At 48.0% G+C, this 18,499-nt stretch carries 15 protein-coding genes and 1 pseudogene; 4 read left to right on the plus strand and 12 right to left on the minus strand.

Annotation, left to right across the window (positions count from 1 at the left end; all coding sequences use genetic code 11):
* Positions 1 to 12 precede the first annotated feature (12 nt).
* From AD710_RS07295 to iolA, 8 genes and pseudogenes are all read right to left on the minus strand, one after another.
* Positions 13 to 882 (minus strand): sugar phosphate isomerase/epimerase family protein, encoded by an 870-nt coding sequence (locus AD710_RS07295; protein WP_049627680.1) that lies wholly within the window; start codon positions 880 to 882, stop codon positions 13 to 15.
* Positions 883 to 901: 19 nt separating this feature from the next.
* Positions 902 to 1,936: a bifunctional inositol 2-dehydrogenase/D-chiro-inositol 1-dehydrogenase gene (locus AD710_RS07300; protein WP_049628781.1), complete on the minus strand. Its 1,035-nt coding sequence runs from the start codon at positions 1,934 to 1,936 to the stop codon at positions 902 to 904.
* Positions 1,937 to 1,996: 60 nt separating this feature from the next.
* Positions 1,997 to 2,110 (minus strand): annotated as a pseudogene (locus AD710_RS20305) (hypothetical protein); the annotation flags it as partial.
* A 55-nt stretch (positions 2,111 to 2,165) separates the two neighbouring features.
* A complete protein-coding gene (iolE, locus tag AD710_RS07305; protein WP_049627681.1) occupies positions 2,166 to 3,062 on the minus strand; it encodes a myo-inosose-2 dehydratase in 897 nt (298 codons plus the stop codon).
* 15 nt (positions 3,063 to 3,077) lie between these two features.
* Positions 3,078 to 4,991, minus strand: coding sequence for a 3D-(3,5/4)-trihydroxycyclohexane-1,2-dione acylhydrolase (decyclizing) (gene iolD, locus AD710_RS07310; protein WP_049627682.1), 1,914 nt, complete (start codon positions 4,989 to 4,991; stop codon positions 3,078 to 3,080).
* Between the two features lie 24 nt (positions 4,992 to 5,015).
* A complete protein-coding gene (gene iolC, locus AD710_RS07315; RefSeq protein ID WP_049627683.1) occupies positions 5,016 to 6,008 on the minus strand; it encodes a 5-dehydro-2-deoxygluconokinase in 993 nt (330 codons plus the stop codon).
* Positions 6,009 to 6,031: 23 nt separating this feature from the next.
* Complete coding sequence (gene iolB / locus AD710_RS07320) at positions 6,032 to 6,847, minus strand: 5-deoxy-glucuronate isomerase (RefSeq protein WP_049627684.1); 816 nt, start codon at positions 6,845 to 6,847, stop codon at positions 6,032 to 6,034.
* Between the two features lie 73 nt (positions 6,848 to 6,920).
* Complete coding sequence (iolA, locus tag AD710_RS07325; protein ID WP_016937418.1) at positions 6,921 to 8,384, minus strand: methylmalonate-semialdehyde dehydrogenase; 1,464 nt, start codon at positions 8,382 to 8,384, stop codon at positions 6,921 to 6,923.
* A 443-nt stretch (positions 8,385 to 8,827) separates the two neighbouring features.
* Here iolA and AD710_RS07330 point away from each other — a divergent pair, with 443 nt between their 5' ends.
* The 3 genes from AD710_RS07330 to AD710_RS07340 all read left to right on the plus strand — a co-directional run bounded on the left by AD710_RS07330 (position 8,828) and on the right by AD710_RS07340 (position 12,114).
* Complete coding sequence (locus AD710_RS07330; RefSeq protein WP_016937417.1) at positions 8,828 to 9,583, plus strand: DeoR/GlpR family DNA-binding transcription regulator; 756 nt, start codon at positions 8,828 to 8,830, stop codon at positions 9,581 to 9,583.
* 83 nt (positions 9,584 to 9,666) lie between these two features.
* Positions 9,667 to 10,599: an aldo/keto reductase gene (locus tag AD710_RS07335; protein ID WP_049627685.1), complete on the plus strand. Its 933-nt coding sequence runs from the start codon at positions 9,667 to 9,669 to the stop codon at positions 10,597 to 10,599.
* A 126-nt stretch (positions 10,600 to 10,725) separates the two neighbouring features.
* Positions 10,726 to 12,114 (plus strand): sugar porter family MFS transporter, encoded by a 1,389-nt coding sequence (locus AD710_RS07340; protein WP_049627686.1) that lies wholly within the window; start codon positions 10,726 to 10,728, stop codon positions 12,112 to 12,114.
* A 43-nt stretch (positions 12,115 to 12,157) separates the two neighbouring features.
* Here the strand turns inward: AD710_RS07340 and htpG are convergent, their stop codons facing one another.
* Positions 12,158 to 14,038 carry a molecular chaperone HtpG gene (htpG, locus tag AD710_RS07345; protein ID WP_016937414.1) on the minus strand — a complete coding sequence of 627 codons (1,881 nt, stop codon included), beginning with the start codon at positions 14,036 to 14,038 and terminating at the stop codon, positions 12,158 to 12,160.
* Positions 14,039 to 14,585: 547 nt separating this feature from the next.
* Here htpG and AD710_RS07355 point away from each other — a divergent pair.
* The gene (locus tag AD710_RS07355; RefSeq protein WP_049627688.1) at positions 14,586 to 15,407 is read left to right on the plus strand and encodes an SDR family oxidoreductase; all 822 of its coding nucleotides are present in this window, start codon (positions 14,586 to 14,588) and stop codon (positions 15,405 to 15,407) included.
* 54 nt (positions 15,408 to 15,461) lie between these two features.
* On the opposite strand, the gene AD710_RS07360 is transcribed toward AD710_RS07355, so the two are convergent.
* The 3 genes from AD710_RS07360 to AD710_RS07370 form a co-directional block, all read right to left on the minus strand.
* Positions 15,462 to 16,061 carry a response regulator transcription factor gene (locus AD710_RS07360; protein WP_045925587.1) on the minus strand — a complete coding sequence of 200 codons (600 nt, stop codon included), beginning with the start codon at positions 16,059 to 16,061 and terminating at the stop codon, positions 15,462 to 15,464.
* The gene (locus tag AD710_RS07365) at positions 16,058 to 17,194 is read right to left on the minus strand and encodes a sensor histidine kinase (protein ID WP_049627689.1); all 1,137 of its coding nucleotides are present in this window, start codon (positions 17,192 to 17,194) and stop codon (positions 16,058 to 16,060) included. The genes AD710_RS07360 and AD710_RS07365 overlap by 4 nt, the downstream gene beginning before the upstream one ends.
* A gap of 118 nt (positions 17,195 to 17,312) precedes the next feature.
* Positions 17,313 to 18,362, minus strand: a complete 1,050-nt coding sequence (locus AD710_RS07370) for a Delta(5) desaturase DesA (protein ID WP_049627690.1) — start codon at positions 18,360 to 18,362, stop codon at positions 17,313 to 17,315.
* Positions 18,363 to 18,499 lie beyond the last annotated feature (137 nt).

An 18,499-nucleotide genomic window follows, 5' to 3' on the forward strand; every position in this document is an offset into this window, starting at 1 on the left:
CCGTACTAAAGCTTATGCCATACCTAATTCTTCTTTTAATTTCTTAAGCATGAACCGGCTTGATTCATCCGCTCTTTCGCCGATCCAAGCGAAAACGGCATTCGTCGCAATTCCGTCGAACTTCATCTCTCTCATTTTTTTGAAAATCGTATCAAAATCAACCTCGCCTTGCCCGATGTCCAAATGCTGATGAACCGTTACTTTCGCGTCAGGCGGATTGACGATGTAACGCAGGCCGTGAGCCGCTTTATGATTAAAGGTATCTGCAAATAAAACATGTGTGAGGCGGCCGCCGGCTTCATCAAACATAGTCGCAATATCGCCTTTGCCGTCATCGTAAAAGAACGTATGCGCCGTCGAGTAGACAAGATTGATCCAATCCTTATCAAGCGCGCGGATCATATTCATCGCACCTTTGTGCGTTTCGATAAAATCGTATGGATGGGCCTGCAGATTGAGTTTAACGCCTTCTTTTTCAAAAACGGGCAGCAGTTCATCCATGGATTTGATGAATTTTTCTTCACTTGTCAACGGATCATATTTTGAACCGCTGAATTCACTGTTCATCAAATCCACTTCAAGCTCAACCGCAATTTCGATCGCCCGTTTCCAGTTGCGCACGGCGGCCTGGCGGCGGTCTTCATCAGGTCCCGCCCAGTGGTAAAGCGGCAGAAGAGAGGACAGCTTCACGCCTGTATCCTTTAAAAGACGCTTCAATTGTTTGATTTTTGCTGAATCGACTTTCGGATATTTATAGAAAGGACAGAAATCCTCGCGGGGGGACAGTTCGATATACTCGTATCCGAGCTCCGCCGTTTTATAGACCATTTCCTCTAACGTTAAATCATCACGGTACATGGATGGATCTAAGGCCAGTTTCATTGTTTTCACTCCAAATCTATTATTTGCTCACAGTCGTAAAGGATTGATAGAATGCCGGTTTTTCTTGCAGCGCCACTGGCTCTTTCTGTCCGGATTCCTGAGCTTTTACGCACGCGTCAGTTGTCACCGCGGCAATATAACCGTCCCATGCCGTCGGACCGCTGACTTCGCCTTTTTTCCGGATCGACTCAATGAAGTCCTGAATTTCCGCATCATACGCAGCCGCAAATCGGCGCTGCCAATCCATGAGGATATCGGTGCTGAGTTTTCCTTCTTTTCTCAAGCTGATGCTTGATGGCTCCGGGAGCTTGATAACACCGTCTTCCCCGACGATTTCACATTGAATGTCATAGCCGTATTTGCAGTTCACATAGATTTCGGCATTGATGACGATACCGCCTTTTGTTTCGATGATGACCATCTGCGGATCTTTCAGATGCGGCAGCGCATTTTTTGATTTCTTCGGATAGATGACTTGTACGGATTCATAATCGTCATTGACGAGCCAGTGGAGGACATCAATTTCATGAACGAGCGTATCAACGACGGCCATGTCCGTTGAATAATTCGATGCGACTGTCGGGTTGCGGTGCGCACAGTGAATCATCAGCGGCTCACCGACCGCACGATTGTCGATCGCTTCTTTCAGCTGAACGTAACCGCTGTCATATCTGCGCATGAAGCCTACCTGGACTAAACGTTTACCCGTCTTCATTTCTTCTTTGACGATGCGCATACAGCCTTCTGCCGTTGTGGCGAGCGGCTTTTCACAAAACACGTACTTGCCGTGCTGAATCGCTTTCAAAACGCTGGACTCGTGAGCCGGGCCCCAGCTTGTCACTAAGACGGCGTCCACATTTTCAGCAGCGAGGAGGCTGTCGTCATCAGGATAAACGGAGGCGTTTAATTCGAAATCCTGAACGGTCTGCTGCGCGGCCTCCTGATTCACATCTGTTACAGCGGTAATTTCCGCTCCGGACAGCTTATTTGTGATGCGGTTGATGTGCTCCTTTCCGATAGCACCGGTTCCGATAACACCTATACGTAAGTTCATTGATCGCCACTCCTTCTGATAATCAATAATGGTTCTCGTCTTTCTTTTGTCGCTGCCGTCCTGAGGAGCACCGTACAGTTCCTGCTGAATCTGTTCAAGCGGATTGCCGGACGTATTCGGTGTGAAGACAAGCCCGATGGCCGTCACACATATGAGCAAAATACCGGCCATAGATGGTCCTTTTGCTGAAAGCTGATTCCGCCTTGGCTCGATTCATATAAGCCCCCCTCTAATTTGCAGGATCAAGCAGTTCACTGTCGATATACTTTCTCGCTATCAGCGCGTACTCAAGCGGATTGGCGATTGCCGGGTCTTGTTCGGCTTCAATGACGATCCAGCCTGAATAATCATGACGGATGAGCGTCCGGTACACTTCGGTAAAGTCGATGCATCCGTCTCCGGGAACCGTGAAAATGCCCTGTAAAAACGACTGTCTGAAGGACTTGCCTTCTTGTCTGCACCGCTCCATAATGTCAATCCGCGCATCTTTGAAATGAACGTGTCTGATCCGATCCATATGCTTGTTGAGAATCGTCATGCAGTCTCCGTCGGAGATATAGGCATGGCCGGTATCATAAAGTAAATGGACATACCGGGGGTCCGTTCCTTCCATCAGCCGGTCAACTTCTTCCGCCGTCTGGACGCCTGTGCCGAGGTGATGATGAAAAGTGAGGTTCAGCCCGTATTCCTCCGCGATTTTCCCGAGACGGTTCAAGCCATTGCACAGCGTAACCCATTCTTCATCTGAGAAGTGCGGTTTTTTCTTAAAAACATCAATGTCCAAGCCCTGGACACTGTACGTCTGCTCAGAAACGATGGCGACATCCGCTCCGACTCTCTGCAAATAATCGCAGTGTTCCGTAAATGATTCAGCCGTTTTTTCAATACCGTCTTGAATGATAAAACTGCTGAACCACTTCCCCGCAATCCGCAAGTTCCGGAGAGCCAGCTCCTTATTCAGGACGGAAGGTTCAGGGAAAAACCCTCCCGCTTCCGTTCCTTGAAAGCCGGCGACGACAATATCGCTCAACAAATGCTGCAGCGTATTCCCGGCTCCGATTTCCGGCATATCGTCATTGCGCCATCCAATGGGGGCGATGCCCCACAGAATATCTTGTTTGCCCACCGTGATGCCTCCCCTCTAGTACTGCTTCGCAGACTTCAGCTTCATCTCTTTCGCTTCGAATGCCCGCTGAACGCTTTCCTGCTCAGACACTTCCGCCACGCCGACGTGCCACCAGCTGTCATAGCCGTCCGTCATCGTTTTCGGCAGAACCTTCATTTCAATTAAAGTGGATACGTCTTGCGTTTTCGCATCTTCAAGCGCCGCCTTCAGCTCTTCAACCGTATTGGCTCTGTATGTTTTAGCACCGTAGCCCTCTGCCACCTTCGCGTAATCAACGTTTAAAATCTGATTGTCCTCTGTGCGGAACTCGCAGAAATAACTGCCGCCGCCGTGATCCATCTGCAGGTTGCTGATACAGCCGAAGCCGGAGTTATCAAAGAGCAGGACATTGATTTTTTTGTTATATTGAAGCGCGGTAATCAGCTCTGAGTGCAGCATCAGAAAGCTTCCGTCACCGACGAGTGAATAGACTTCTTTGTCTGGGTGGGCCAGCTTGAGGCCGAGCGTGCCTGATACTTCATATCCCATACAGGAATAGCCGTACTCCAGATGGTACGTATTCGGGACATTGGAATGCCACAGCCGCTGCAGATCTCCCGGAAGAGAGCCCGCCGAACTGATGACGACGCTGTCTTCAGGAATCGTGTCGTTGATGGTCAACAGCGCCGTTGTTTGCGGCAGCTCAGTCTCGAGTGCGTCGGCATACTCGTTTAACACGTCCTGTGAGAAATGGTTCTTAATTTCCGGTTCGAATGCGTCACGTGTAAAAGCGACTTTGCCGAGCCGGTCCCGTTCAGCGAGCCATTCATCTTTCCAGTCTTTAATCGCCGTGCCGAATGCACTTTTATATCCGTCTAATAAGCCGTGCAGCCTGCCGAGCGTCACCTTCGCATCGGCTACGACCTGAAACGCGTCAAGCTTGTAAGCCTGCATGCGGCTGACATTGATATTCAGGAATTTTGCTTTGTCAAAATCAAACGCCGTTTTCGAGGATGTCGCAAAGTCCGTATACCGTGTGCCGACACCGATGATAAGATCAGCCTGGCGGGCGGCTTTGTTCGCGGCGAGAGTGCCCGTGATGCCCATGCCGCCCAGATTGTTGGCGAAATCAGCTTCAACCGTTGACTTGCCGGCCTGCGTTTCGACAAGCGGAATCCCGTATGTTTCAGAAAGCGCAATCAATTCCTCGCGTGCCCCGGAATACTTCGCGCCGCCGCCCACTAAAATGACGGGACGGCTGCTCTCCTTGATTCTCTCCGCGGCGCCCCTCAGCTCACGCTCGCTCGGCTGCATCCGGTCCATGTAATGAACGCGTTTTTCAAAGAAGCGTTCATCAAAATCAAATGCTTCTCCCTCGACATCCTGAGAAATGCAGATTGTCGCCGGGCCCGCTTTTGCCGGATCCGTCATCACTTCAAAGGCCCGGATTAAGCTGCTCATCAGCTGCTCGGGGCGGGTGATGCGGTCCCAATAGCGGGACACAGGCTTTAATGCATCGTTTGTCGTGACGGCGGCACTGTATTCCTGCTCCACCTGCTGAAGCACCGGGTCAGGCTGCCTCGTCGCAAATGTATCAGCCGGAAGCAGCAGCACCGGAATGTTATTGGCCAGCGCCGTACCCGCGGCAGCCGTCAAATTTGCGGCACCCGGACCGACCGATGTCGATACCGCGTAAATTTTTCTTCTCAGCATCTGCTTGCTGTATGCCATTGCGGCATGCGCCATGCCTTGTTCATTTTTGCCTTGATACACTTTCAGGTGCCCGGCGTCCTGCTCAAGCGCCTGCCCGATCCCTAACACATTTCCATGGCCGAAAATCGTGAAAATGCCCTCAACGAACGGCTCTTCATTCCCATCAACATGAATGTACTGCCGGTTCAAGAATTTAATCAGCGCTTGTGCTGTCGTTAAGCGAATTGTCTTGCCCACAAACGATCCCACCTTTTATACGTTCTATTTACCATTCAGGCTGTGCTGCGCTTCAATCAGCTCGAGGATTTCACCGGCAGCCGGCATGGCTTCTGACGAGCTGTGTTTGCTGACGACGATGGAAGCTGAAGCGCTCCCGTATTTTAAGGCCGTTTCAATATCCCGGCCGCTGACAAGTCCGTAGATGAAGGCAGACGCATAGGAATCACCCGCTCCAAACGTCTTGAGCACCTTTGTTTTATAGGCGCGCGCCCGGAAAACTTCTCCCGATCTGCTGTATGCGTATGATCCGTCAACGCCGTGCTTAATGACGACAAGATCGGCGGAATGCGCAAACAAACGGCGGACGGTTTCATCGTTATTTCCGCCGCTGCGGTTTTCCATTACGTCAAATTCGTCACGCGTTCCGATGACGATATCGGATTGTTCCGCCGCCAGCGTGTAATACACGGCGGTTTCTTCTGCCGATTGCCATGTATACGGACGGTAGTCGAGCTCAAAAACGACTTTTACGTCATGTTTTTTTGCGATATGCACCGCTTTTAGGACAGCTTCGCGCGACGGGCTTTTCGCAAGCGCCGTGCCTGATACGAGCAGCATTTTCGCGTTTGCGATGTAGCCTTCATTGACTTCCGACGGCTCAAGATACAGATCCGCGACGTTATCTCTGTACATCAGAATGCTGCACTCTTCGGGACTGAGAATTTCCGTAAAAGCGAGTCCGGCTTTGCGCCCTTCTTTGTCAACGGCCATTTGTGACGTATCAACGCCCTTTCCCTGCATATAGGAAACGATGAATCTGCCGTGCTGGTCGTCCGGGATTTTGCCGATAAAACCGGCTTTTAATCCGAGCTTGGCGCTGCCGATCGCAATATTTGCCGGGGAACCGCCGACATATTTAGAAAACGTCATCGTTTCTTCCATCGGCCGATTGTATTCCGCCGCGTTCAAATCAATACACGCGCGTCCGATTGCGACAATATCAAACTCTTTTTCTTCATTAAACGTATACTTCATCGTTATCTGCCACTCCTCACTTGTCAGCGTTCCAGAATCCATTCATGGGCCGGATCATTATGAAACTTCCATTTTCGTGTCGGTCCCGCCATTACATTCAGGTAGTAAGAGGTATACCCGTCCGGAACACCAACCGGGTGATAGCCCGCCGGCACGATGACAACGTTTTCATTTTCTGCGGTCATCGTCTCGTCAATCGAGCGGTCGTCCGTGTACACACGCTGGAAGACAAACCCCTGCGGCGGGTCCGTTTCATGGTAATAGGTTTCTTCTAAAAAGGATTCAGCCGGCAGATTGTCTTGGTCATGTTTATGCGGCGGATAGCTCGACCAGTTGCCGCTGTCCGTGTAAACTTCAACAACGAGAAGGCTGTTTGCCGATGGATCTGAATCGGGGAGAATGTTATGAACGGTTCGTTTGTTTGCCAGCTTGCCGCGATGTTCCACACTGTTGTCTTCCGCTTTAATCAGCTTTGTCGGAAGCTGGTGTTCGGACGCAGAGTAGCACAGCGCGACCCTCGCCCCGCTGACGGCTGTGATGTCAAAGGAGCGGTCATTGGACACATAAACACTGTCCGTCGGCTTTCTTTCAAATACGCTTTCACGGGTGCCGATGCTTTCAAATGTCTGATCATGATCTGTGACGGTGATTTTTCCCGTGAGCGCCACGATGCAGCACTCCGTCTTTTTCAAATCTTCTGTATATGTTGAGCCGGGAGCGAGATCAACGACTTTAAATCCGACGTATTTGAGGCCTGAATTGGCTGAAGTGACGTCATGTATGATGTTCACGCCTTGAGAAATCTCATCGGCCTGCGGTGTGCGCAGCAAATGACTCATGTGTATTCCTCCTTAATTGATGGTAAAAGAAAACCCGGACGGAATCACAAAGCCGTCCGGGCCGGCTGTCAGATCAATTGAAGTCAGGAGACGGGTATCGTGCCGTCACGACTTTTTTACGTGTATAAAAGTCGACGCTGTCTTTTCCGTTTGCGTGCAGTGTGCCGAAGAAAGAAGACTTCCAGCCCGAGAATGGGAAGAATGCCATCGGCGCCGGGACGCCAAGGTTGATCCCGAGCATTCCCGCGTCAATATTCTCACGGAAGTAGCGGATCGCGTTCGCATTTGAAGTGAACAGGCAGGCACCGTTCGCAAATTCAGACTGGTTGGCGATGTCAACCGCTTCTTTTAAGTTTTTCACACGCATGACCGACAGAACGGGCGCAAAGATTTCATCTTTCCAGATCGTCATATCTGTCGTCACGTTGTCAAAAATCGTCGGTCCAACGAAATAGCCGTCTTCCGTTACATGTTCACGGCCGTCACAAAGCAGTCTCGCTCCCTCTTCGATGCCTTTTTCAATATAGCTGTGCGTACGCTTCTTGTTGTCCTCGCGGATAACCGGGCCTAAGAACACGCCGTCATCCAGTCCGTTTCCGAGCTTGATGTCCGCGGCCTTTTCCTGTAATTTCGCCATAAACTCATCGGCGATTCCCTCTTCAACGGTCACAACCGCGCATGCCATACAGCGCTCTCCTGCCGAACCGAATGCCGCGCCGATAATGTTTGTGACCGTATCTTCAAGGTGGGCGTCATTTAACACGATCGTGTGGTTTTTCGCCCCCGTTAACGCCTGCACGCGTTTTAAATGTTCGCTGCCTTTTTTGAAAACATACTCGCCGACAGGTTTTGAACCGACGAATGAGATGGCTTTAATCTCCGGATGTTCAAGAATGCCGTTTACGACGTCATGCGCGCCGTGCACGACATTGAAGACGCCCTTAGGCAGACCGGCCTGTTCAAACAGCTCTGCCAGTTTTTCCGTTAACAGCGGCGTGCGCTCAGACGGCTTCAGAATGAACGTGTTTCCTAACGAAATGGCCATCGGGAACATCCAGCACGGGACCATCATCGGGAAATTGAACGGTGCGATGCCGCCGACCACCCCGATCGGATAGCGGTAGTTCGCCGCTTCTACATCTGTGGCGATAGAGGCAAGTGAATCGCCCATCATGAGTGACGGCGCGCCTGCTGCGAATTCGACGTTTTCAATTCCGCGTCCCACTTCACCGAGTGCTTCTGTCGTGTTTTTACCGTTTTCCAAAGTAATCAGGCGGGCAAGCTCTTCTTTGTTTTGCTGGAGAAGCTGCTGATAGTTAAATAGAATTCTCGCACGGCGCGGCACTGCCGTCTTTGACCATGTTTTAAACGCTTCTGACGCTGAGCGGACGGCGTATTCCACATCCTCCCGCGTAGAAATCGGAACCTGGCACATCACTTCTTTTGTAGCCGGATTGACAACGTCTTCATATTGATCTGTCTTACTTTCAACCCATTCACCATTGATGTAGTTTTTCAGTTTTCTGATCTCTGCCATGCTCATTGCCTCCTTAAATAGTAAACATCCTGTTCAGCTGGGTAATAACGGATGGATATATTCATCTTTTACATACAAAAGACATGAATTAAACGCTTACAAATGCTAAAATGATGGTGTCTCCCATTCTTTCCATGTAAAAGTTGGTCATGTACCGACCCAAGCAAACGGTTACATCTATCATTTTTAATTTTATGGGTTACATTTTGGTCATTTCTTGGTTACATTGTAATCCCCACACCACTCCAAGTCAATCTAAAAAATCAAAATTTTTTCATTATTTTCATCATACCTTTTTGGATCGGGAAAACAGGAACTTGAAGAATGGTGTCGAATCGTACGGGAGATCCATCTTTTTTATCATTTGTTAAGTAACTATTGATTAACTCTTGGTGTTTATTATATATTTTAATTACTTTAAGAATTCTAGAAGGAGTTTTTTTATGAAACTGATGCGGATTCAGGAGATGGAAGAATACATTCTCAAACACGGAGCCACTTCGTTGGATGAGCTGTGCGAGGTTTTCAACGTCTCTAAAAACACGGTCAGACGCGATATTAATAAGCTTGCGGAAAAAGGGGTGATCAAAAAGGTGTACGGCGGCGTGACGTCAGCAGAAAAATCCATGCTCGTCCCTTTTGAGAACCGCACCATTCAACATCAGGATGAAAAAATCAAAATCGCCCGTTATGCGTCACGGTTTATCGAGGATCACGATCTTGTGTTTATTGATTCCGGCACGACGACCAAATCGATGCTGGAGACGCTTGATCCGGATAAGAATGTGACGGTGCTGACGAACAGTCTTGATATTATTAACGCCGCTTCATCCATGAAAAATGTCGACCTGATCATCATCGGCAGCAACTACAAGCGGAAGACAAGGTCATTTGTCGGCATTGATGATCCGAGCACCCTCAATAAATACAATATTAACAAGGCGTTCATGTCCGCAACCGGGACAACGATCACCCACGGCCTGACGAATTCCGACTTGCTGGAATACGAGGTGAAAAAGAAAATTTCCGAAAAGGCGAACGAAGTGTATCTGCTCGCGGACCATTCCAAATTCGGCAAATCCACGCTTCTGACATACGCGCCTTTCGACCGGCTTCACAGCATCGTCACTTCTCAGCAGCTTGATGAGGAATATACAAAGTATTGTCAAGAGCACCAAATCGACATTCACTTGGCATAGCGTTACAATTAATAGAGAATGCGCTGCCGTATTTTTCCGGCAGGCGCTGTGATATCCTAATTTACTTTTCAGGGGGCGAAAACATGAGCAAAGTAACAATCGGCAAAACTGACCTACAAGTATTTCCGATCGGTTTGGGAACAAATGCGGTCGGCGGACACAATCTCTATCCGAATCTGAATGAAGAGACGGGAAAAGAATTGGTCCGGGAAGCGATTAAAAGCGGCGTTACCATGTTAGATACCGCCTATATTTACGGGGTGGGCCGTTCTGAAGAATTAATCGGCGAGGTGCTGAAAGAGTTTAACCGCGAGGATGTCTTCATCGCCACAAAAGCCGCGCACAGAAAAGAAGGCGATGACTTTGTTTTCGACAATTCACCGGCCTTTTTGAAACAATCAGTTGAAGACAGCCTGAAACGTCTGCAGACTGATTACATTGATTTATTCTACATCCATTTCCCGGATGAGCACACACCGAAGGACGAAGCCGTCCAAGCATTGAATGAGATGAAAAAAGAAGGAAAAATCCGTTCCATCGGCGTCTCCAATTTCTCTCTGGAGCAGCTGAAAGAAGCCAACAAAGACGGCTTAGTCGATGTGATTCAAGGGGAATACAACCTGCTGAACCGTGAGGCGGAAAAGACTTTCTTCCCTTATACGACAGAACACAGCATCTCATTCATCCCGTACTTCCCGCTCGTATCCGGACTATTAGCCGGCAAATACGACGAGAACACCACCTTCCCTAAAGGCGATCTGCGCAATGATCAGGCGCATTTCCAAGGGGAGCAGTTTAAAGAAAACATCAAAAAAGTCAACCAGCTCAAACCGATTGCCGAGAAGCACAATGCCGACACGGCGCATATCGTGCTTGCCTGGTATTTGGCCAGACCTGAAATCGACATTCTGATTCCGGGCGCCAAACGCGCGGATCAATTAAAAGACAATATGAAAGCAGCCTCCATTACGCTTTCTGCGGAAGAAATCGCGTTTATCGACAAGCTGTTTTCCTAAGAAAAGAAGAAACACGCCTTTTAAAAGGGCGTGTTTTTTTTAAAGGTTTATATTTTTTTCACAGGGGAATGAAATAGTTATCTAAATAAACTATTATGCGTTCCAAAAAGATGAGGAGGATCATCTGTGAAGAAAAACACCAAAAAATATCTGATTTACTTTTTCGGAGCATTAGGCGGGCTGCTTTACGGTTATGACACCGGCGTGATTTCAGGGGCTTTGCTTTTTATCAACAATGATATTCCTTTAAACACGCTGACTGAGGGATTGGTCGTCAGCATGCTGCTGCTCGGTGCGATTTTCGGGTCCGCCTTAAGCGGGACATGCTCTGACCGATGGGGCCGGAGAAAAGTCGTCTTCGTCCTTTCACTCATTTTTATTCTTGGCGCGCTTGCCTGCGCAGCTTCGCAAACCGTCACCATGCTGATCATCTCACGTGTCATTCTCGGATTAGCCGTCGGCGGTTCAACGGCGCTTGTTCCCGTTTATCTTTCTGAGATGGCTCCGACAAAAATACGCGGAACGCTTGGCACATTGAATAACTTAATGATTGTAACCGGAATTTTACTTGCATATATTGTGAATTACATATTCACCCCATTTGAAGCTTGGCGCTGGATGGTCGGTCTCGCCGCAGTACCGGCGGCGCTGTTATTAATCGGAATCGCGTTTATGCCGGAATCACCGAGATGGCTCGTCAAACGCGGCCGTGAACAGGAAGCCAGACAAGTCATGGAAATGACGCACGACAAAGAGGATATCGCCGTTGAATTGGCGGAAATGAAACAAGGTGAAGCTGAGAAAAAAGAATCTACGCTCGGCTTGCTGAAAGCAAAATGGATCCGCCCTATGCTGCTGATCGGGATCGGCCTCGCCATCTTCCAGCAGGCGGTCGGTATCAACACGGTGATTTACTATGCGCCGACCATCTTTACAAAGGCCGGACTCGGCACCTCGGCGTCCGTTCTCGGCACAATGGGAATCGGTGTCTTAAACGTCATCATGTGTATCACCGCCATGATCTTAATTGACCGGATCGGCCGGAAAAAACTGCTGATGTGGGGAAGCATCGGCATCACCTTGAGTCTGGCGTCATTATCAGCCATTCTCCTTCTGGCCGGCCTGTCAGCTTCAACGGCTTGGCTGACCGTGCTGTTTCTCGGAATCTATATCGTCTTTTACCAGGCGACATGGGGTCCCGTCGTATGGGTCCTGATGCCGGAGCTGTTCCCATCAAACGCACGCGGAGCCGCAACCGGATTTACGACATTGGTTCTGTCGGCAACAAACCTGGTCGTTTCACTGGTATTCCCGCTTATGCTGAGCGCCATGGGCATCGGCTGGGTATTCGGAATTTTCTCAGTCATCTGCCTCACATCCTTCTTCTTCGCCGCTTACATCGTTCCTGAAACGAAGGGCAGAAGTTTAGAAGAAATCGAAACGCACTTGAAAAAACGGTTCTCCTTAAAGAAGCGCAGCAAACAAAATCAAATTCTTAAACAGCGCACGCTGTAATAAAAAAAGGAATCGCCCCCGATGGGCGATTCCTTTTTTGGCGTCATACCATGACTTTGCAAATATCATTCGTAAATTCAACCGGATCATGGATCGGCAGCCCTTCAATCAGCAGCGCCTGATTGTAGAGAAGATTTGTGTATAAAGCAAGCTTTTCCCGATCTTGTCCGTGCGCGTTCTTTAACGTCTCAAACACTTCGTGATTCGGGTTGATTTCCAGCACTTTTTCCGCTTTGACCTGCTGGCTGTCAGGCATGGCGTTTAACACTTTCTCCATTTCGATCGTCACTTCGCCGTCTGTCGCAAAGCAGACCGGATGAGATTTCAAGCGTTTTGATGCTCTGACATTCTTGACTTTATCCGCAAGAATGTCTTTCATGCTTTCAAACAGGTCTTTATATTCGTTTTCTTCGGCTTCAGTCTGCTTTTCATCTTCGTCACTGTCGATGCCTAAGTCGGCGCTAGATACGGATTTGAACTCTTTTTCCTCATAGCTTGTCAGCATTTTGATCGCGAATTCATCAATATCTTCCGTGAAATATAGAATCTCGTAGCCTTTGTCCGCCACCATTTCAGTTTGCGGCAGCTTTTCAATCCGCTCATATGAATCGCCGGACGCGTAATAGATATATTTTTGATCCTCAGGCATTCTGGACACATATTCATCCAGTGTGACGAGCTTTTTCTCCTTAGATGAATAGAAAAGAAGCAGGTCTTTTAATACGTCTTTATTCGCGCCGAAATCATTGTAGACGCCGAATTTCAGCTGTCTGCCGAAAGATTCATAGAAAGATTCGTATTTTTCCCTTTTGTTCTTCAGCAGGCTCTTCAGCTCGGCTTTGATTTTTTTATTGATGTTTTTCGCAATCAGCTTCAGCTGGCGGTCATGCTGCAGCATTTCTCTGGAAATGTTCAGCGACAGATCTTCAGAATCCACCATGCCTTTTACAAAGCTGAAATGATCCGGAAGCAGGTCGGCGCATTTGTTCATGATCAGCACGCCGTTGGAATACAGCTCCAATCCTTTTTCGAATTCCTTCGTATAATAGTCAAACGGCATGTTTTCCGGAATAAACAAAATCGAATTGTAGCGCACCGCTCCATCGACGCTGATGTGCACGTGGGTCAGCGGTTTATCGAAGCCATAATGCTTTTCAGCGTAAAAAGCCTCGTAATCCTCATCCGTCAGCTCGCTTTTGTTTTTTCTCCAGATCGGCACCATGCTGTTGACCGTCTGTTCTTCCTGAACCTCTTCAAACTCGTTCTCGCTGCCCTCTTTCGGCTTGTTGACCGTCTCTTCCATTTTGATCGGGTAGCGGATAAAGTCTGAGTACTTTTTCACGATCGCTTTGATGCGGTAGTTTTCTAAAAACTCATCATAGCTTTCATCTTCTGTGTTTTCTTTTATTTTCAGGGTGATTTCCGTACCGACGGTTTCCTTGTCACACGGCTCGATCGTGTAGCCGGCAGCCCCTTCCGACTCCCATACATACGCCTCGTCACTGCCGAGTGCTTTACTTTTCACCGTGACTTTATCAGCCACCATAAACGCCGCATAAAACCCGACGCCGAACTGGCCGATAATGTCATGGCCGTCTTTCGTGTCATTTTCTTGCTTGAAAGCGAGTGAACCGCTTTTCGCAATCGTTCCGAGATGCTGTTCAAGCTCGTCTTTTGTCATTCCGATACCGGTATCTGTGACAGTGAGCGTTCTTGCATCTTTGTCCGCCGTCACTTTTATGTAGTAATTGTCTTGATCAAACGTTAAAGAATCATCGGTTAGCGCCTTGTAATAGATTTTGTCAATCGCATCGCTCGCATTGGAAATTAATTCTCTGAGGAAAATTTCCTTCTGCGTATAAATGGAGTTAATCATCATATCCAGCAAACGCTTGGATTCTGCTTTAAACTTTTTTTTCCGCACTTCAGATCTCTCCTTTAATTATGCTTTGATGGTATGTAAAATCTTTTCAGCATCTATTTATCATATGCGGTGACAATTGTCAACTGGATCAACAGATGCATATATTGTAAATTTAACATGTTAATGGATTCATTTCACCCATTTTATCAATAAAAAAGAGAGAATGCTGATCATCCTCTCCTTTCTTCTTCTTTCCAGCGGCCGAATTCCTTCTTCATCCATATGTATGACGGGTAGAAAAACAAACTAAATAAGAGAAGAGATCCCATGTTTCGCAAAGACTCGTGCAGAACATTTCTTACAGTGAGAGGAAATGTGATGTCATGAAATAAAATCGAAATAACGAAGGAAATAGCAAACCATATAGGGACAACGGTATAACAATAAAGCGCTATCTCCTTCTTATGCTGTATCTTCAAAATATGTAAGCCTCCCAATGATGTATATACATAATATTAACATATTTAATAGGTATTTAGAAATGAAGTTCTATATGTTTATCCCCCTTATCAGCGGGAACAGATATAGAAAAAGGAGGAATCGCAATATGGGAAGATTAACAGACAAAACCGCAATCATCACAGGGGCCGCGACAGGCATCGGACAAGCGACGGCACGGATTTTCGCCGATGAAGGCGCCCGCGTGATCTGCGGTGACATCAATGAAAGCGAACTGAATGAAACCGTCAGCGCCATCAGAAAAAACGGCGGAGAAGCAGAGGCCTTTCATCTTGATGTATCAGACGAAGAAAACGTAAAGTCTTTTGCAGACGGCATTCAGCAAAAGTACGGAACAATTGATATTCTTTTTAACAATGCCGGTGTTGACCAAGAGGGCGGCAAAGTCCATGAATACCCGGTCGAGCTTTTTGACCGGATCATCGCCGTCGATCTGCGCGGCACATTTCTGTGCAGCAAATATCTCATTCCGCTTATGCTCGAAAAGGGAGGCTCTATCATTAACACCTCCTCCATGTCAGGCCGGGCTGCAGACCTTGACCGCTCCGGCTATAACGCCGCAAAAGGCGGAATCACGAACCTGACTAAAGCAATGGCCATTGATTACGCCAGAAGCGGAATCCGCGTCAATTCCTTATCACCGGGCACGATTGAAACACCGCTCATTGATAAACTGGCAGGCACGAAAGAAGACAAAATGGGCGAGGCATTCCGTGAAGCCAACAAATGGATCACACCGCTCGGCCGGCTCGGAAAACCGGAAGAAATGGCGGCTGTCGCGCTCTTCCTCGCTTCAGATGACAGCTCATACGTCACAGGAGAAGACATCACGGCAGACGGCGGCATCATGGCATACACATGGCCGGGGAAAATGCTGATTGATAAGAAGTGGAAGGAAGAGACAGAGTGACGGCGAAAAAGAAATAAGCCAGTGCAAAAACACTGGCTGAACAAGGAGGGCTGGTTACTTAAACCAGCCCTTTTCCTTTGATCGGGTAATGGCCTCAATTCGATTTTTCACTTCTAATTTATCCAGAATCATCGAAACGTAATTGCGGACTGTTCCGCTTTTGATGCTGAGGGCGTTTGCGATTTCTTTCGTGTTTTTTCCGTCTGCGACGAGTTCGAGCACCGCTTTTTCCCGTTCAGTCAGCGGGTTTTCTTCACCATAGATGTCCTCCATTAATTCAGGGGCGTAGACGCGTCTTCCTTTCATAACGCTGCGGATGGCGCTGACGAGCTCCTCACTCGGGCTGTCCTTGAGCATGTAACCGCTGACGCCCGCTTTTAGCGCCCGCTGAAAATAGCCGGAGCGGGCAAAGGTCGTCAAAATGATGATTTTCACATCCCTGTCCTTGAGCTTTTCCGCCGCCTCAAGTCCTGATACCCCGGGCATTTCAATATCCATCAGACAGATGTCAGGAGCATGTTTTTCGACGAAATCAATGGCATCCTGGCCGCTTGTGCCTTGGCCGACAACCGTCATATCCTCTTCTAAATTCAACAGCGAACCGAGTGCGCCAAGCAGCATTTGCTGATCCTCGGCAATGAAGATGTTGATCATCTGCTACCATCCTTTTCTTTTGATTTTGAATCATTTGGGATTCTCATGGTCAGCTTTGTTCCGGCAGCTGTATCGATGGCTAAACTGCCATTCGCGAATTCAAGCCGTTCTCTCATTCCAAGCAGGCCGTTTCCCTGTGAAAAAAAGCGGTCTTCTCTGCATTGAAAGCTGCCGTCGTCTTCTACCGTAATGACAACCTCTTTCCAAAGCTGCTGAATGGTGATGCGGCATACTTTGGCGCCGCTGTGTTTCACGACATTGGTGACGGCTTCTTTAATGCACATGCTGACGATGTTTTCGTTCAGCAGAGAGATATGTTTTGGCGCTTCTTTTTCTTCATACACAAATTCAATTCCTGCCGCTTCAAGAATTTGCCGAACATTGCCGAGCTCATCCTTCAATCGGATGCCTTTCATCGACGAGACAATTTGTCTGACCTCATTTAAGGAGGTGCGGGCCGTCTGTTGAACGCTTTTCAGCTCGGTGCGGGCCTGTTCAGGGTCCTTGTAAATCAACTTCCGGGCAAGGTCGCTTTTCAGTCCGATTAAGGAGAGCTTTTGTCCAAGTGTATCGTGAAGGTCCCGGGCGATGCGCTGCCTTTCTTCCAGCTTCACAAGATCCGCGATTCGTTCATTTGCATATTCTAATTTCTCCTCGAGGCGCTCTCGTGCCTTTCTGCTTCGAATGCTGAGCGGGAGCAGGATGGCACTGATCAGAGTAATGACGATAAACGGGATTTGCGTCAAAAACCAGTCTTTTTTCAGAACAAGGCTGAAGTTGACGGCAATCGCCGCACTGATGATATGAATGTAATATAAGATGTAAAATGGAACTTTGTCCCGGATATGGCCGATGAAGTAGGCGATAAAGAAAGCGAAATAAATATAACTGAACAGCATGACTGATCCGGTCGATATGCCGATCAGAAGAAGCGCCCATAAGTAAAGCGGCCAGCCTTTTGCAACAAATGCAAAGCGATATGCGCCAAAGAAAACAAGTGTGAAAATGACGCCGGCCACCATTACAAAGGTGGAAGAGCTCTTGAAAATAAAATAAAAGGGCAGAATGAAAAAAATCGTCCATATATAAGGAGAAATCCCATTCAGTTTTTGAAATTTAAAATATTTCTTCATCCTTATTCCACCTTCTGCCGCTTGTGTCTACCATCACTTTACCAAAACGCCGCCTTTATTGCATCCTCACACATAAAGAGCAGGCCCTTTCTGATAACAGAAAGAGCCGCGCGCCATATCAGGCATTTTTCTTTAAAGGTTCTTTCGGCACCTGCTGGGGCGGCGGTGTTTTCCGCGCCTCCCGAAAGGTGACAAATTGCTTTTCATCCTCATCCCACAGACGGAATTTCATGGATTCAAGACTTGTTTTAAGCGTAATGGTCGGTACGTTTTTTAAAGGTTCATGCCCCTCGTGAGCCGCTTCCAGCTTGTAATTCGGCACTTTCGGGCTTAAGTGGTGGACATGATGGTAGCCGATATTGCCCGTCAGCCATTGCAAAAGCTTCGGAAGCTTGTAAAAGGAGCTTCCTTCTACCGCGGCCTGCACATAGTCCCAATGCTCATCGGCTTCAAAATAAGAATCCTCGAACGTATGCTGGACATAAAAGAGCCAGACGCCGATTGACCCCGAAATAAGGAAAATCGGACCCTGAACAAGCAAAAAGTTTTCCCAGCCGACAAGCAGGCACGTCGCAGCAGCCAATAAGACAATCGCCGCGTTCGTGAAATAGGTGTTCCAGCGTTCCTTGTGGCGGGCGCCTTTTACATTGAAACGGTTTTTAATCAGAAATACGTAAATCGGGCCGAGAATAAACATAATAAACGGATTGCGATAAAGTCTGTAGCGTACTTTTGTCCAGGCTGACGCTTCGTTGTATTCCTTGACGGTCATCATCCAAATATCGCCTGTTCCCCGTTTATCTAAGTTGCTGCTTGTCGCATGATGAATGGAGTGGCTGCGCTGCCATTGAGAGAACGGAAACAGTGTCAGCACACCTGAAATAAACCCGAACAGCCGGTTCAGCTTCTTTTGTTTGAAAAAGGATTGATGGCAGCAGTCGTGGAAAATAATAAAGATTCTTGTCAAAAATCCCGCTGCTATTACAGTAAAGGCGAGGGTCAGAAAATAGGAGACATCGAGGCTGAAGTAAGCAAGAAACCAAAGGGCAAAGAACGGTACAAACGTGTTGAGAAGCTGAATGACACTATGCTTTGTATCGGCACCGGAAAATGCGGCAACCTGCTTTTTTAAAGACGCTTGTTTTTGAGTTGCGGCGTGATTGATCATGGATGTCACGTCCCTTCTTTTTCATTATGATCCCAAGTATAACGGGGCGCCGGACGCTTTTGTAGTAGCAGCCATCATGCCCCGAATATGACATTTGTCATGTTTGGCAGCAGAATTTCTTTTTTTATAAGGGATAA

Source organism: Bacillus sp. JFL15 (assembly GCF_001184225.1).
Lineage (GTDB): Bacteria > Bacillota > Bacilli > Bacillales > Bacillaceae > Bacillus > Bacillus siamensis.